This window comes from Nitrospina watsonii, assembly GCF_946900835.1.
GTDB classification, from domain to species: Bacteria; Nitrospinota; Nitrospinia; order Nitrospinales; family Nitrospinaceae; genus Nitrospina; species Nitrospina watsonii.
This window is the reverse complement of sequence record NZ_OX336137.1, coordinates 1,385,441-1,399,228: the sequence shown is the minus strand read 5'-3', so window position 1 is coordinate 1,399,228 and position 13,788 is coordinate 1,385,441. Positions and strand designations below refer to the sequence as shown.

The following is a 13,788-nucleotide window of genomic DNA, read 5'->3' as shown; positions in this document are numbered from 1 at the left end:
GATCCTTACGGCACGTTGACGGCGCGGCTATTGCTGATGCGGCACAGGTCTTCCAGTTTCTGCTTCGCCGCACCGGAGTCGATGGCCGTACGGGCCACCTCGATGCCCGCTTTCAAATCCTTTGCCTTGCCGGCGGCGACGATGGCGGCGGCGGCATTGAGCAGAACGATATCGCGTTTCGGTCCGGGCGCACCCACCAGAATGCCACGCACCAGCTCGGCGTTGTCTTCGGCCTCGCCGCCTTTCAGATCCTTCGCATTGCACAGAGTCAGTCCCACGTCCTGCGGGTTGAGCACGTACGCGTTCACCTTGCCGTCTTTGAGTTCGGCGACCTGGGTCGGCCCGGTGAGGGTGATCTCATCCAGTCCGTCCTCGCCATGCACGACGAACGCGTGGCGGCATCCCAGTTTGCCCAAAACGTTTGCCAAAGGTTCCGTCCATTTAGCGTCGAACACCCCCACCACCTGCGCCTGGACACCCGCCGGATTGGTCAGCGGACCGAGCAGATTGAAGATCGTGCGGAAGCCCAATTCGCGGCGCACGTCGGCGGCGTGTTTCATCGCCTTGTGCATGGACGGTGCGAACAGAAAAGCGATGCCCGCCTCCTTCAAGCATTTTTCGACGACGGATTTTTCGGCCTCGATGTTGACGCCGAGGCATTTCAGCACATCGGCGCTGCCCGAACGGCTGGAGACGGCGCGGTTGCCGTGCTTGGCGACCACGACCCCCGCCCCCGCGACAACGAACGCCACCGCGGTCGAAATATTGAACGTATTCGATCGGTCGCCGCCGGTGCCGCAGGTGTCCACCGCATGCTGGCCGTCCACGTCCAGGCGTTCCGCCTTGTCGCGCATGACCCGCGCCGCGCCGGTGATCTCCGAAACGGTCTCGCCCTTCATACGCAACGCGGTGAGGAACGCACCGAGGAACGAGCGTTCCACCCGGCCCTCCATGACCTCGGTCATGATGTGGACCATCTCGTCTTCGGTCAGGTCATAGCCATCGACCGCCTTATGAAGAATGCTGTGTGCGTCCATCGACGTGTTCCGCCGGCAGCCCCGGCAATTTCAGAAAATTATTCAGCAGGTTTTTGCCGTACACCGTGAGGATCGATTCCGGGTGAAACTGCACACCCTCGATCGGCAACTCCTTGTGGCGCAGGCCCATGATCTCGCCTTCCGCCGTCCACGCCGAAACCTCGAAACAATCCGGCAGCGATGCCCGGTCCACGATCAACGAATGATAGCGCGTCGCCTCGAACGGGTCCGGCAAATCCTTGAACAGCGTTTTACCGTCGTGATGGATGGCCGAGGTTTTGCCGTGCATCAGTTTCGAGGCCTTGATGATGGTGCCGCCAAAGGCTTCGGCCACCGACTGGTGCCCGAGGCACACGCCCAGCAACGGGATCTTTCCGGCGAAATGCCGAGCCACGTTCTTCGACACCCCGGCCTTGACGGGAGTGCAGGGTCCGGGAGAGATGACGATCTTGTCCGGCGCGAGGCGCTCGATTTCCTCCACCGTGATCTTGTCGTTGCGGTGCACGTGGATGTCCGCTCCCAACTCGCCCAGGTACTGCACGAGGTTGTAGGTGAAGGAATCGTAATTGTCGATCATCAGGATCATAAGATCAGTCCCTTTTCCGCCAGTTCCACCGCCTTGAGCATGGCGCGCCCCTTGTTCATGGTTTCCTCAAATTCTTTTTCCGGTACGGAGTCGGCGACGATGCCCGCGCCGACGCCGAGATACCCCGTCTGGTTCTTCACCACCAGCGTGCGGATGGCAATGGCCGTGTCCATGTTGCCGTTGAAACTGATGTAGCCCACCGCGCCCGCGTACAGGCCGCGCCGCGTGGATTCCAGTTCCTCAATGATTTCCATGGCGCGGATCTTGGGCGCACCCGATACCGTGCCCGCCGGGAAGGTCGCTTCCAGCACATCAAAGCAGTCGAGGTCTTCCTTCAATATACCGCGAACGTTGGAGACAATGTGCATGACGTGCGAATATCTTTCGATGGTGAACTGCTCGTTCACATCGACGCTGCGGATTTCCGAAACGCGGCCCAGGTCGTTGCGGCCCAGATCGACCAGCATGATGTGCTCGGCCAGCTCCTTTTCGTCCTGCAACAAGTCCTGTTCCAGCACCCGGTCCTCGTCCTCGTTTCTGCCGCGCTTGCGGGTGCCGGCGATGGGCCGCACCTCGACGTGATCGCCTTCCAGCCTGACCAGCACTTCCGGCGACGAGCCCACCACCTGCATGTCGCCGAAACTGAGGTAATACATGTACGGCGACGGGTTGATGGTGCGCAGTGCGCGGTAGAGCACGAACGGGTCCTGCTTGAGCTCGAAGCTGAGACGTTGCGACAGCACCACCTGAATGGCGTCGCCTTCGCGAATGTATTCTTTGACCTTGAGGACGGCCTTTTTGAAGTCCTCTTCCTCGACGTTCGAATGGATGGTGGCGGGAGCCCCTTCCTTGACCGGAGCGCTGCCGTTGCTGGGGTGCGTCAGGTCCTTGCGCAGCAGGCGTTCCAGCGCCTCGATCTTGCCCGTCGTTTCCAGATACAGTTCGTCGAGGTCGCGGTCCGGCGTGTGCGCGTTGGAGACGATCTTGATGGTCTGCGTCACGTTGTCGAACACCAGCAGGGTGTCGGTGATGACGAAATAAGAATCCGGAAGGTCGAGATCGTCTTCCGTATCCACCGGCAGGTCCTCAAAATAACGCACCATGTCGTACCCGATGAAGCCCACCGCGCCGCCGGAGAACCGGGGCAGTCCGTCCACTTCCACCGGCTGATAATGCGACAGCATTTCCTTCAAAACGGACAACGGCTTTTCGCCCTGCAACTGGCGGGACTCGCGCTGGTCCGAGGAATGGAGGGTGACGGTGTCGCCCTTGGTCTGGATGATGGTGGCCGGGTTGCAGCCGAGGAAACAGTAGCGGGCCCACTTGTCGCCGCCCTCGACGCTTTCCAGCAAAAAGGAATGCATGCCGTCGCGGATCTTCATAAACGCCGAAACGGGCGTGTCTAAGTCGGCGAGGATTTCCTTGTAAACCGGAATCAGGTTGCCCTGTTTCGCCTTGGCCTTGAAGTCATCGAGAGAGGGTTTGTACATTGCAAACAAAAAAAGCACAGACGCACTGTGCCACGCGAAACAGGCCCTTTAAAACGGGTCTGATTTCAATGAGTTAGTTAAGTGACAGTACCACCCCCGGCCAGAAGGTGTCAAGCCGTTTGCGGAGCGGGCCGGAGGCCCTGAAACGGCGGTCCGGCGGGGCTTCCCCTACTCCACTTCCTGCCAGTCCTCGCCGTCCCAGTGCAGGATGAGACCGTTGTCGCCCACCGCGTACATGTCGTTCTCGTTCGGCCCCCAGATGGCGGTGAGGTATTCCTCGGTATTGGACTCGATGCGGGTCCATTGGTCGCCGTCCCGGTAGAGGATCAGGCCCATGTCGCCGACGGAGAACACCAGCTCCTCGCTCGGCCCCCAGACATCCAGGAAGAAGTCCTCGACGGGCGTTGGCATCACATTGAAATCCGTGCCGTTGAAGTGAATCAGCGTGCCGAAGGAGCCGGCGAAATACATGTCTTTGGGGCCGAAGCCATAGATACTGTACAGCTCGGCGTTGGAATTGAAGGTCAGGCGTTTCCACTCGTCGCCCCGGAGTTGCAGGACCAGTCCGTCGAACCCCACCGCGTACATGTTTTCCGAATCCGATCCCCAGAGGGAGGAGATATCGGTCTGCGTGCCGCTGGCCATGAATTTCCAGTGGTGGCCGTCGTATTTCAGGATTTTGCCGATGCGGCAGCAGGCGTAGATTTCGTTCTCACTCAATCCCCAGATGCCGGACATGGGCGGCAGGCTTTCCGTGTCTTCCGCCTTCCATTCCTTGCCGTTGTAGCGCAGGATCTTGCCGTCGGTGCAGACGGCGTAGAGGTTGTCCGGCGCGGTGCCCCACATGCGTTTGAGGGTCCAGCGTCCGCCGGTGTCGATCGGGTTCCATGCCTTGCCATTCCAGTGCAGGCAGGTGCCTTCCGCACCGCCGATGAACACATTGTCGGCGCCGAACCCGTACACGGATAGCAGATTGCTGCTCGTCAGCTCACTCATTCCCTGTCCCCGTTTGAAGTTGCAGCTGTTCGAATTTGAATGACGTGTGCGGTCACAACGACATATCGTGCCATTTTTTGCCATCGTAGAAGATGACGCAACCATTTTCTCCGCAGGTCCAGACCTTGTCGGCGGCCAGCCCCCGCACCTTGGTGAAATAGGAGTCGAAAGGAATCTCCATCTGCGTCCACGCCTTGCCGTCGTAATGCAGGAGGGTCGATGCGTCGCCGACGGCGAAGATGTTGTCGTCGGCCGCGCCCCAGATGCCGAGAATGTATTCTTCCGTCGGCGAATCCATGCGGGCCCATTCGTTGCCGTCGTAATGCAGGATGGTGCCGTGCGAACCGACGATGTAAACGCTGTCCTTGTGCGCACCCCAGATGCCATAGAGTGAGGTCTGTTCGTCGGTCAACTCTTCGCGCCGGTGAAAGGTTTTGCCATCGTAAAAACGATAGATGCCCTCGCCGCCGACGGCGTGGATCTGGTTGATGTCCTCACCCCAGAACCCGAACAGGTCGTGGATGGTGTTGGGTTCGCGGTATTCCCAGGATTCGCCGTTCCAGAACAACACGCGGCCCCCGACGCCGAAGGTGAACAGGTGCGCCGGGTCGTAGCCGTAAACCGCATTGAGGGAGTCGTAGTTGCCGGTATCGAGTTGAATCCACTCCTTGCCATTGTAGTGGATCACCACCCCGCCAATGCCGACGGCATAGAGGCATTCCTCATTGGCGCCCCAGATGCCCATCAGGGGATTGGTGTTGCCGGTGCGCTCGGGGGTCCAGAACTCGCCGTCGTAATACTGGGGGATGCCGTCCTTGCCCACAACATAAATGCTGCTTTCGCTGAACGGCCAGATGTCCATCAAATCCGGTTTTTCGCCTGTAAACATGGTTGGTTTCGCTCCTCAGGGAAGCACAAGGGGTGAACGGTGACGAGCGCTGCCGGCTAAACCGGCTGCGCCGGAATGTCCTGCAGTGCCGCCCTCAGGCAGTCCGGAATGCGGTACGCATCCCGACGGTCCGGATCAGTGTTCGGCGGGAGTGAGCCGGAACACCACGCGGGAAAGTTTGGGCAAATTTTCAGAATTCTGGATCAACTCCTGCACCTCTTCGCTGATATCGTTGTGCACGAGAACCAGGGTTTCCAGATTGGACAGGACTTTGGATTCGGCGATGGCGCGCGCCCCCCGGTCGGTGATCTCGGTTTCGTACAGATCCAGCAGCGTCAGGTTGCGCATCGCGTCCGACTTGGCGATGGCCTCCACACCGCGGTCGCCGATCGGGTTGTAGGTCAACGTCAACTGTTGCAGATTCTTCAACGTTTCCGATTCGGCCATGGCCACGCACCCGTTGGGCTCAATGTAATTCCAGTTCAGGTTGAGCTCGGTCAGCTTGGACAGGTTTTTGGATCGGGCAATGGCCTGGGCGCCGGTGTCGCCAACGTTGTTGCGGTACAGCGACAACAGGTTGAGACGGGTCAAGGTCTCCGACTGGGCAATGGCCACGGTGCCGTCGTCCTCCAGCCCGTCCCCCACCCACAGCGAAACCAGGTTGCCGAGGATGGTGGACTCGGCCAGCGCCTGGGCGCCTACGGGGGTGATGGCGTTGTCGCTCAGGATCAACTCGGACAGGTTGAGCATGGTCTTCGACTTGCACATGGCGGCAAGCCCCTTGTCCGTCACTTTATTTTTGAACAGGTTCAGAACCGTAAGGTTCTTCATCTCCTTGCAATCGAGCAGCGCCTGCAAGCCCTCATCGCCGACCTCGTTGAACTCCAGAAACATGGCCGTAACGCCTTTGATCTGGTCGCTTTGGAGGATGCTTTTCAACTCCTCATCGCCGATCTCGCGTTCACGCAGGTCGAGTTCGCTGTTCTCGATATTCAGGCCTTCTTTAATGATCGATTCGGTATCCGCCATACTTTACATTTCCAGAATTAAAGTCTGTGGGTTGAAGACATGAATCGCCTATTGTAGAAAAATCAACGTTTTTGTAAAGATATAATTTTAACCGAATCCGGATGCCGGGTGGCAACAGGTGTTGTGACCCCCCGCCGAGGTTGCTATATTGATACCGCTTAATTCTATTCAGGATACCATTCATGCCCCAGGATATTCAGGAAATCACCGATAAAGTCAAACAGGCCAGCGGTTTCGTGCAGAGCATCATCGACGAGATGGAGCGCGTCATGGTGGGCCAGCGTTACCTGATCGAGCGCCTCATCCTCGGCCTGCTGACCAACGAGCACATTCTGGTCGAGGGCGTACCGGGGCTGGCCAAGACCACCGCCGTCAAAACCCTTGCCCAGACCATTGAAGCCAGCTACAAACGCATCCAGTTCACGCCGGACCTGTTGCCCGCCGATCTGATCGGCACCCAGATCTACCAGCCGAAGACCGGCGAATTCGTCATCAAGAAAGGGCCGCTGTTTGCCAACATCATTCTGGCGGACGAGATCAACCGCGCTCCGGCCAAGGTGCAGAGCGCCTTGCTGGAATCGATGGAGGAACGGCAGATCACCATCGGCGGCGAGACCTTTGCGCTGGAACAGCCGTTTCTGGTCATGGCAACGCAGAACCCGATCGAGCAGGAAGGCACGTATCCCCTGCCGGAAGCGCAGGTGGACCGGTTCCTGTTCAAACTCAAGGTCGGCTACCCCACCAAGGACGAGGAAAAACGCATCCTGCAACGCATGGCCAGCACCAACAACCACATCCAAATCCAACCGGTGATCCACCCACGCGACATCCTGGCCGCACGACAGGTGTTCGACGAAATCTACATCGACGACAACCTGCAGGACTACATCGTCAACCTGGTCAACGCCACGCGCTTTCCCGGCGAGTACCAATTGTCCAGCCTGGCGAACATGATCGATTACGGCGCGTCGCCGCGCGCTTCCATTTTCCTCAACCGGGTGGCGAAGGCCTACGCCTTCATGCAGGGACGCGGTTTCGTGGTGCCGCATGACATCAAAACCATCGGCTTCGACATCCTGCGCCACCGCATCATCCTGACCTACGAAGCGGAAGCGGAAAACATCACCTCGGACGATGTCCTCAAAAAAATCTTCGACACCGTCGAAGTTCCCTGAAAGCCCGGTCGCCATGTTCGCCAACCTGATCGAAAAACTGTCCGCTCCCTTCAAAGGCGCCGATCCCGCACCGCCGCCCGGCCGCGATGCTCTGGAAATTTCCTCGGAGCTGATTCAGAAGATCCGCGACATTCAGGTCAAGACGAATCATCTGGTCAATCACATGATGGCGGGGGAATACGTCTCCGCATTCAAGGGCCATGGCATGGAGTTCAGCGAAGTGCGCGAATACTTTCCCGGCGACGACATCCGGCGCATCGACTGGAATGTCACCGCCCGGCTGGACCATCCCTTCATCAAAGAGTTTCGCGAGGAACGCGAGTTGACGGTGATGCTGATGGTCGATGTCAGCGGCTCCGGCGGTTTCGGTTCGCAATACGCCCTGAAGAATGAAGTGGCGGCGGAGGTGGCGTCCATCCTCGCCTTCGCCGCCATCAAGAACAATGACAAGGTGGGACTGATCGTGTTCTCCGATCAGATCGAGCATTTCATCCGTCCGCAGAAAGGCCGAGCGCACATCTGGAACGTCATCCGCACCATCCTCACCTTCGAGCCGGAAGGCCACCGCACGCACCTCAACCTGCCGTTGGACTATTTGATGCGGGTGCAGAAACGCAAATCGATCGCCTTCCTCATTTCCGATTTCCAGGCGACCGATTACATGGACAGCCTGCGCCGCGCGCGCAAGAAGCACGACCTCGTCGCCATCCACATTCTCGACCCGCGCGAAGTGGAGTTGCCCGACGCCGGCCTCGTCCATCTCGAAGATGCGGAAACCGGCGAGACGGCGTGGGTGGACACAAGCGATGAAGTCTTTCGCAAACAGTACGCCATCGAAAAAGAACGCGAGCGGCGCGAGATTCAGGCAGCATTGCGCTCGGCAGGGGTGGACCGCATCGAGATCCGTTCCGACCGTTCGCTGGTGAACCCGATCATCCACTTTTTCAAAATGAGAGAGAAAAAACATTGAGGCCGCATGTCCGACACACCTGAAATCAAATCACGCAGCGTCGAGGGAGACGATCCCAGCCGCTCCATCCCAGCGTCCGCAACCAAACAGGGCACCGGCGGCATGGCCTCCCGCATTCCCACCGAGGGCGTGAGCACAAAGCTGAAAGTGTTCGTCATCGGCCTGACCGTCGTCACCTTTGTCGCTTTCGGCATCTTCACCGCCCTGCTGTTCAAAAAATCGACGTCGCCCGCGCCCGCGCCGGACGCCACGGCAGAGACGCAGGCCGACACGCCCTTGTGGGACCGGCAGGCCTTGACCGTCGCCGAAAAACTGCGCGACGCCGGACTGTACGATCAGGCCCTCACCCAGTACGAACGCTATCTGAAGAACCCGAATCTGGATCTGGACACGCGCTCGAACGTGGCCTACATCATCGGCGGCCTGTACATGGAACTCGGCAATTGCCGGGAAGCGCTGACGTGGTTCTTTCATTCGGAAGTGGCGTCGGCCGAAACGCCGTGGATGGACGATCGCAACAAACGCATTGACGGCTGCCTGCATCAATTGAAGTCGAGTCCTTGACCATGTGGCAACCTGCGCCGAACAGACGAAACCGCATCGCCGCCGCCCTGGCACTGCTGGCAACGCTCACGCTCCCCCATGGGGCGATGGCGCAACCGCCGTCCGCCGATTCCCCCTCTCCGGTCACAGCCGAAACCCGCATCGAGCCGCGCAGCACCACCATCGGCGACCCGCTCACCTACACCATCGCCGTGACGCACGACCCGGATATCAAAATAACGCCACCCGACCCGCTCACACATTTCGAACAATTCGAATACCTCGATCAAGGCGCAACCACCCAACAACAAGCCGATGGCCGCGTGACCGAAGAGTTCACATTCAAGTTCCGGGCGATGGAAGTCGGCTACTACAACATTGCGGAAACCCCTGTTCACTTCACCGCGCCGCACCCGGACGACGCGTCTAAAACCGTCCCCAACCGCATCATGGCGCCCAAGGCGGTGGTGGAGGTGCGGTCGGTGCTGTTCAAAGATGGCGAGCCGGAAGACATCCGCGACATCAAACCCATCGTCGGTGCCGGTCCGCCCTGGCGGCGTTACGCGCTGTACGCGCTGGGCGGGTTGGCGGCGTTGATGGTTCTGTATTTTCTGGTCCGCAAGATTCCCAAAAAACGGCCGTTGCCACCGGCAGAGTCTCAACCCGTCCTGCGCGCACCGCATGAAGTCGCGCTCGAAGAACTCGACGCGCTGGAGGCCCGCCAACTGATCCAGCAGGAACGCCTGCGCGAACACCATTTCATGTTGTCGGAAATTTTTCGCCGTTACCTGGGCGCGCTGTATGGCGTGCCGGCCCTGGACTGGACGACGGAAGAGATCATGGAAAACCTGCTGCTGCGCAAACGTTTCCCCGATGAGCTGGGGCGGCGTGCATTGGAAATCCTGCACAGCACCGACTGGGTGAAGTTCGCCAACGCCGAGCCCGATGCAGAGACCTGCATTGGGAACGTGCAAGCGGTGCACCGCTTCGTGGAGGCCACCCTGCCCCGGCGCGACCTTGCCGCCAGCCAGAAATCGCCGTCCGCGGCCATGTGACCAAGGAGAGCTTTGCAAAAGTCATTAAAAGTCAGAGGAAGCCACCCTCACCCCTCCCTCTCCCGTCCAGGGAGAGGGATATTGAAGGTCCCTTCTCCCCTGGCGGGAGAAGGTTAGGATGAGGGGGTTTTTATGATGCTTCCCCCTGTTCAGAAATAGACAGCAATGTTGATTTCCCATCTATAACTCAGTTATGCAAGGGTCTCGTAGACCAGATGACGTATTTTCAATTTCAAAACCCGTGGATGTTTCTGCTGCTGCTGTTGATCCCGTGGTTGGTGTTCCAGCATGGGCGCAACCGTCCGGCGGCGTTTCCCTTCTCGTCGCTCGCAACCCTTCAGCGCACCACCCCGTCGCATGTCCGCTTGCTGGCCCAGGTGCCGCTCATCCTGCATTGTCTCGCCGTGGTGCTGATCGTCATCGCCCTCGCGCGTCCGCAGGAAGGCCGCAAGAGCACGGAGATCCTGACGCACGGCGTGGACATCATGCTGGCGCTCGACACCTCCGGCAGCATGCAGGCGATGGATTTCAAAAAGCAGAACCAGCCCGTCGATCGCCTGACCATCGTCAAGGATGTGGTCAGCGAGTTTGTCGATGGCCGCGAGTTCGACCGCATCGGCATGGTGGTGTTCGGCGAAGAAGCCTTCACTCAATGCCCGCTGACGCTGGACCACAACATCCTGCAGGAATTTTTAAAACGCCTGGACATCGGCGTGGCGGGCGATTCCACCGCCATCGGCTCGGCCCTCGCCATTGCGGTCAAACGCCTGAAGGATCTGGAGTCGAAGTCCAAGGTCATCATTCTGCTCACCGACGGCCGCAACAATTCCGGCAGCATCTCGCCCTTGCAGGCGGCGGAGATCGCCGCCACCTTCGGCATCAAAATCTACACCGTCGGCGTCGGCACCCGCGACAAAGCGCCGTTCATGGTGGACGGCCTGCTGGGACGCCGGTTCGTGATGCAGAATGTGGAGATGGATGAAAAATCGCTGCGGGAAATCGCCGAGGCCACCGGCGGCAAGTATTTCCGCGCCACCGACACCGACTCGCTGAAAAAGATTTACGGACAGATCGACCAGCTCGAAAAATCGGAAGTGAAATGGATCGATCACTCCGAGTTCAAAGAATTGTTTCCCTTTTTCCTGATACCCGGCCTGTTGCTGCTGGTGACGGAAATCGCGCTCGCACAAACCCGGCTCAGGAGGATTCCCTGACATGCGCTTTGCCCAGCCGGAGTACCTGTTGCTGATGATCGGGTTGTCGCTGCTGATCGGCTTTTTCATGTGGGCGGGACGGCGGAAGCGCGAACAGGCCGGGCGTTTTGTGTCGCCTGCATTGCTGCATCGCCTGGTGCCTGCCTTCATTTGGGAAAAACAGCGGAAGAAAGCGACCCTGATCGTGCTGGCCGTTTTTTTCTTCATCCTCGCCCTGGCCCAGCCGCGCTGGGGGTATGAATGGGAAGACCTCAAGCAGGAGGGGGTCGATATCATCGTCGCCGTTGATGTGTCGCAGAGCATGCTGGCCAGCGACATCAAACCCAACCGGCTGGAACGCGCCAAGCATGAAGTCGCCGACCTCATTGGCCTGCTGGAAGGCGACCGCATCGGCATCGTCGGCTTCGCCGGGACCAGTTTCCTGCAATGCCCGCTGACGCTCGATTATCACGCGGCGAGGATGTTCCTCAACGTGCTGGACACCGACCTGATCCCGGCGCAGGGCACCGCCATCGGCCATGCCATCCGCACCGCCATCGACGCCTTCAGCGCCCTGGAGAAAAAATCCAAAGCCATCATCCTGATCACGGATGGCGAAGACCACGAGGGCGATGCCCTGGCCGCCGCGCAGGCAGCCAACGAACAGGGTGTGAAGGTGTTCGTCATCGGCATCGGCGCGGCGGAAGGCGCACCCATTCCCGACCGGGAACGCCGGCGCGGTTTCAAACGTGACGCCCAGGGTGATATTATCCTGACCCGGCTCAACGAAACCGTGCTGCAACAGGTGGCGCTCTCCACCGGCGGCAGCTATGTGCGGTCGGTGCAGGGGGACCTCGACCTTCACAAAATCTATCTGGAAGACATCAAGCAGCGCGTGGAGAAAAAGGAATTGCGCACCACCCGGCGCAAGCGCTGGCAGGAACGCTTTCAGTGGTTCCTCGGCCTCGGCCTGCTGTGCCTGGTGGCCCAGCGATTCGTGCGGGAAAAATGAGATCAATCCTGCTAAAATAGAATCTTTGGGATTGTGCACGCCACCCTTGACGGGACACGGGCCACATCTTATATAATATCGACTCTGCCGGATATGGCAGGTAACATTAATAAATCAAGGAGTTGAACTCAATGCAGCCCAATCGGACCTCATACATGAGTCAGGATGCCATTGCCGCGGAACAGCAGCGGTTCATGGTCCGGGTATATAACTGGATGACGGCGGGCCTGGCCATGACCGGCGGTGTGGCCTGGCTGGTTTCCAATACGGAACCGCTGATGAAACTGATCTTCGGGAATCCCATCGTTCCGATTGTTTTGATCATCGCCCAGATCGGACTCGTCTTTTATCTCGCGTCCTCGGTCATGAAGATGTCCGCCAGCCAGGCCATGGGCGTGTTCATTCTCTACTCCGGTTTGACGGGACTGACCTTTTCCGCCATCTTCATGGTGTACACGGCAGCATCGATCACCTCCACGTTTCTGGTGACGGCTGGAACCTTTGGCGCCATGAGTTTTTACGGGTACACGACGAAAAAAGACCTGACGTCGTGGGGCAGTTTTCTGTTCATGGGCCTCATTGGCATCATCATCGCTTCGGTGGTGAACATCTTCCTGCAGAGTGAAGCGGTGTACTGGGTGGTCACTTACGCGGGCGTGCTGATCTTCGTCGGCCTCACGGCCTACGACACACAGATGATCAAGCAGATGAACATCCTCGGCAACGAGGGCACCGATGAAGACACGAAGGAAGCCATTCAAGGCGCTCTGAAGCTGTATCTGGACTTCATCAACCTGTTTCTGATGCTGCTCCGCATCATGGGCGACCGGCGCTGACGCACCGGTTGTTCCATCGACGGTTTGTATAATGAAAAGGGATTCCCACCGGGGAATCCCTTTTTTCGTTCCGCCGCAGGTCAAAGCCGGGCGTGGTAAACTGAGAATAGGAATCGAACCCCCATCCAAATCATGCGAACCTCACTCTTACATTCCAGCTTTGCACTGGGAACGCTTCTCGTCACCGGCCTGATGGGGCACCCGCCGGCGTTTGCCGACACTCTGCCGGAACCGGCCCGCGAAGGCGTCGCCCATTACAACGAAGAAAATTTCAGCAAGGCGGGAGAGAAGTTTCAGGAGGCGGAGGCGGAAGCCCCGGACAATCCGACGGTGCGCTACAACGCGGGCAACACCCATTACCGGCTGGGACGTTACGAAGCGGCGATCGAAGACTACAACAAGGTTCTGTCCGGCAACGCCCCGCCCGAGCTCCGGCAAAAAACGCATTACAATGAGGGCAACGCCTGGTACCGGCTGGGTGCGCTCGACCGGGCCATGGAGTCGTACAAAAAAGCGCTGGAGCTCAACCCCAAAGACGAAGACAGTAAATTCAATTATGAGTATGCGAAACAGCAGTGGGAACAGGCCATCGCCTCCGGGCAGATCATGCCGCGCAACCTCGACACCCTGAAACCCAAACCTTCGGCCACCGGCAAAGCACCTCCCCCTGAAGAATCCGAAAGCGCGCAAAACGAAGCGGCGAATCACCCGGACACGAGCGAACAGAACGAGCAGCCGCCCGAGAACGACACCTCTAACAATGAATCCAAAGAACTGGCCGAGCAAAAACCTCCCGCCGCCTCCAGCCCGGAAAAGAGAAACATGGATCGGTTGTTGAAAGAGGCCGTGCCGATGTCCAAGGAAGAAGCCGAGCGGTTGCTGGGGTCGTTGAACGAGGATCTGAAAAAATTCAAGCGGCGTCAGATGCAGGGCGAGATGCAAGACCTGTTCAAGGAACAGCGAAAGGACTGGTGACG

Annotated in this window: 14 protein-coding genes; 8 read left to right on the top strand and 6 right to left on the bottom strand. The window is 58.9% G+C overall.

What is annotated here, in order from left to right; translation table 11 throughout:
• Positions 1 to 5 precede the first annotated feature (5 nt).
• From trpD to QML71_RS06400, 6 genes are all read right to left on the bottom strand, one after another.
• Positions 6 to 1,037 (bottom strand): anthranilate phosphoribosyltransferase, encoded by a 1,032-nt coding sequence (gene trpD, locus QML71_RS06425; protein ID WP_282011090.1) that lies wholly within the window; start codon positions 1,035 to 1,037, stop codon positions 6 to 8.
• Positions 1,012 to 1,623 carry an aminodeoxychorismate/anthranilate synthase component II gene (pabA, locus tag QML71_RS06420; protein ID WP_282011089.1) on the bottom strand — a complete coding sequence of 204 codons (612 nt, stop codon included), beginning with the start codon at positions 1,621 to 1,623 and terminating at the stop codon, positions 1,012 to 1,014. Before pabA ends, trpD begins: the two co-directional genes overlap by 26 nt.
• The gene (gene trpE / locus QML71_RS06415) at positions 1,620 to 3,113 is read right to left on the bottom strand and encodes an anthranilate synthase component I (protein WP_282011088.1); all 1,494 of its coding nucleotides are present in this window, start codon (positions 3,111 to 3,113) and stop codon (positions 1,620 to 1,622) included. The genes pabA and trpE overlap by 4 nt, the downstream gene beginning before the upstream one ends.
• 168 nt (positions 3,114 to 3,281) lie before the next feature.
• Entirely contained in the window at positions 3,282 to 4,109 is an 828-nt protein-coding gene (locus QML71_RS06410; RefSeq protein ID WP_282011087.1) for a WD40/YVTN/BNR-like repeat-containing protein, read from the bottom strand.
• 52 nt (positions 4,110 to 4,161) lie between these two features.
• Complete coding sequence (locus QML71_RS06405; protein ID WP_282011086.1) at positions 4,162 to 4,998, bottom strand: beta propeller repeat protein; 837 nt, start codon at positions 4,996 to 4,998, stop codon at positions 4,162 to 4,164.
• Positions 4,999 to 5,133: 135 nt separating this feature from the next.
• Positions 5,134 to 6,027 carry a leucine-rich repeat domain-containing protein gene (locus QML71_RS06400; protein WP_282011085.1) on the bottom strand — a complete coding sequence of 298 codons (894 nt, stop codon included), beginning with the start codon at positions 6,025 to 6,027 and terminating at the stop codon, positions 5,134 to 5,136.
• 182 nt (positions 6,028 to 6,209) lie between these two features.
• Here QML71_RS06400 and QML71_RS06395 point away from each other — a divergent pair, with 182 nt between their 5' ends.
• The 8 genes from QML71_RS06395 (at position 6,210) to QML71_RS06360 (ending at position 13,786) form a co-directional block, all read left to right on the top strand.
• Positions 6,210 to 7,202: an AAA family ATPase gene (locus tag QML71_RS06395; protein ID WP_282011084.1), complete on the top strand. Its 993-nt coding sequence runs from the start codon at positions 6,210 to 6,212 to the stop codon at positions 7,200 to 7,202.
• Positions 7,162 to 8,172: a DUF58 domain-containing protein gene (locus QML71_RS06390; protein ID WP_282011083.1), complete on the top strand. Its 1,011-nt coding sequence runs from the start codon at positions 7,162 to 7,164 to the stop codon at positions 8,170 to 8,172. Before QML71_RS06395 ends, QML71_RS06390 begins: the two co-directional genes overlap by 41 nt.
• A gap of 6 nt (positions 8,173 to 8,178) precedes the next feature.
• Positions 8,179 to 8,736: a tetratricopeptide repeat protein gene (locus tag QML71_RS06385; RefSeq protein WP_282011082.1), complete on the top strand. Its 558-nt coding sequence runs from the start codon at positions 8,179 to 8,181 to the stop codon at positions 8,734 to 8,736.
• A 2-nt stretch (positions 8,737 to 8,738) separates the two neighbouring features.
• Complete coding sequence (locus tag QML71_RS06380; protein WP_282011081.1) at positions 8,739 to 9,770, top strand: hypothetical protein; 1,032 nt, start codon at positions 8,739 to 8,741, stop codon at positions 9,768 to 9,770.
• Positions 9,771 to 9,985: 215 nt separating this feature from the next.
• Positions 9,986 to 10,984 (top strand): vWA domain-containing protein, encoded by a 999-nt coding sequence (locus QML71_RS06375; protein WP_282011080.1) that lies wholly within the window; start codon positions 9,986 to 9,988, stop codon positions 10,982 to 10,984.
• A gap of 1 nt (position 10,985) precedes the next feature.
• Positions 10,986 to 11,975, top strand: a complete 990-nt coding sequence (locus QML71_RS06370; protein ID WP_282011079.1) for a VWA domain-containing protein — start codon at positions 10,986 to 10,988, stop codon at positions 11,973 to 11,975.
• Between the two features lie 131 nt (positions 11,976 to 12,106).
• Positions 12,107 to 12,811 (top strand): Bax inhibitor-1/YccA family protein, encoded by a 705-nt coding sequence (locus QML71_RS06365; protein WP_345742318.1) that lies wholly within the window; start codon positions 12,107 to 12,109, stop codon positions 12,809 to 12,811.
• Between the two features lie 132 nt (positions 12,812 to 12,943).
• Positions 12,944 to 13,786, top strand: a complete 843-nt coding sequence (locus QML71_RS06360; RefSeq protein WP_282011078.1) for a tetratricopeptide repeat protein — start codon at positions 12,944 to 12,946, stop codon at positions 13,784 to 13,786.
• Positions 13,787 to 13,788 lie beyond the last annotated feature (2 nt).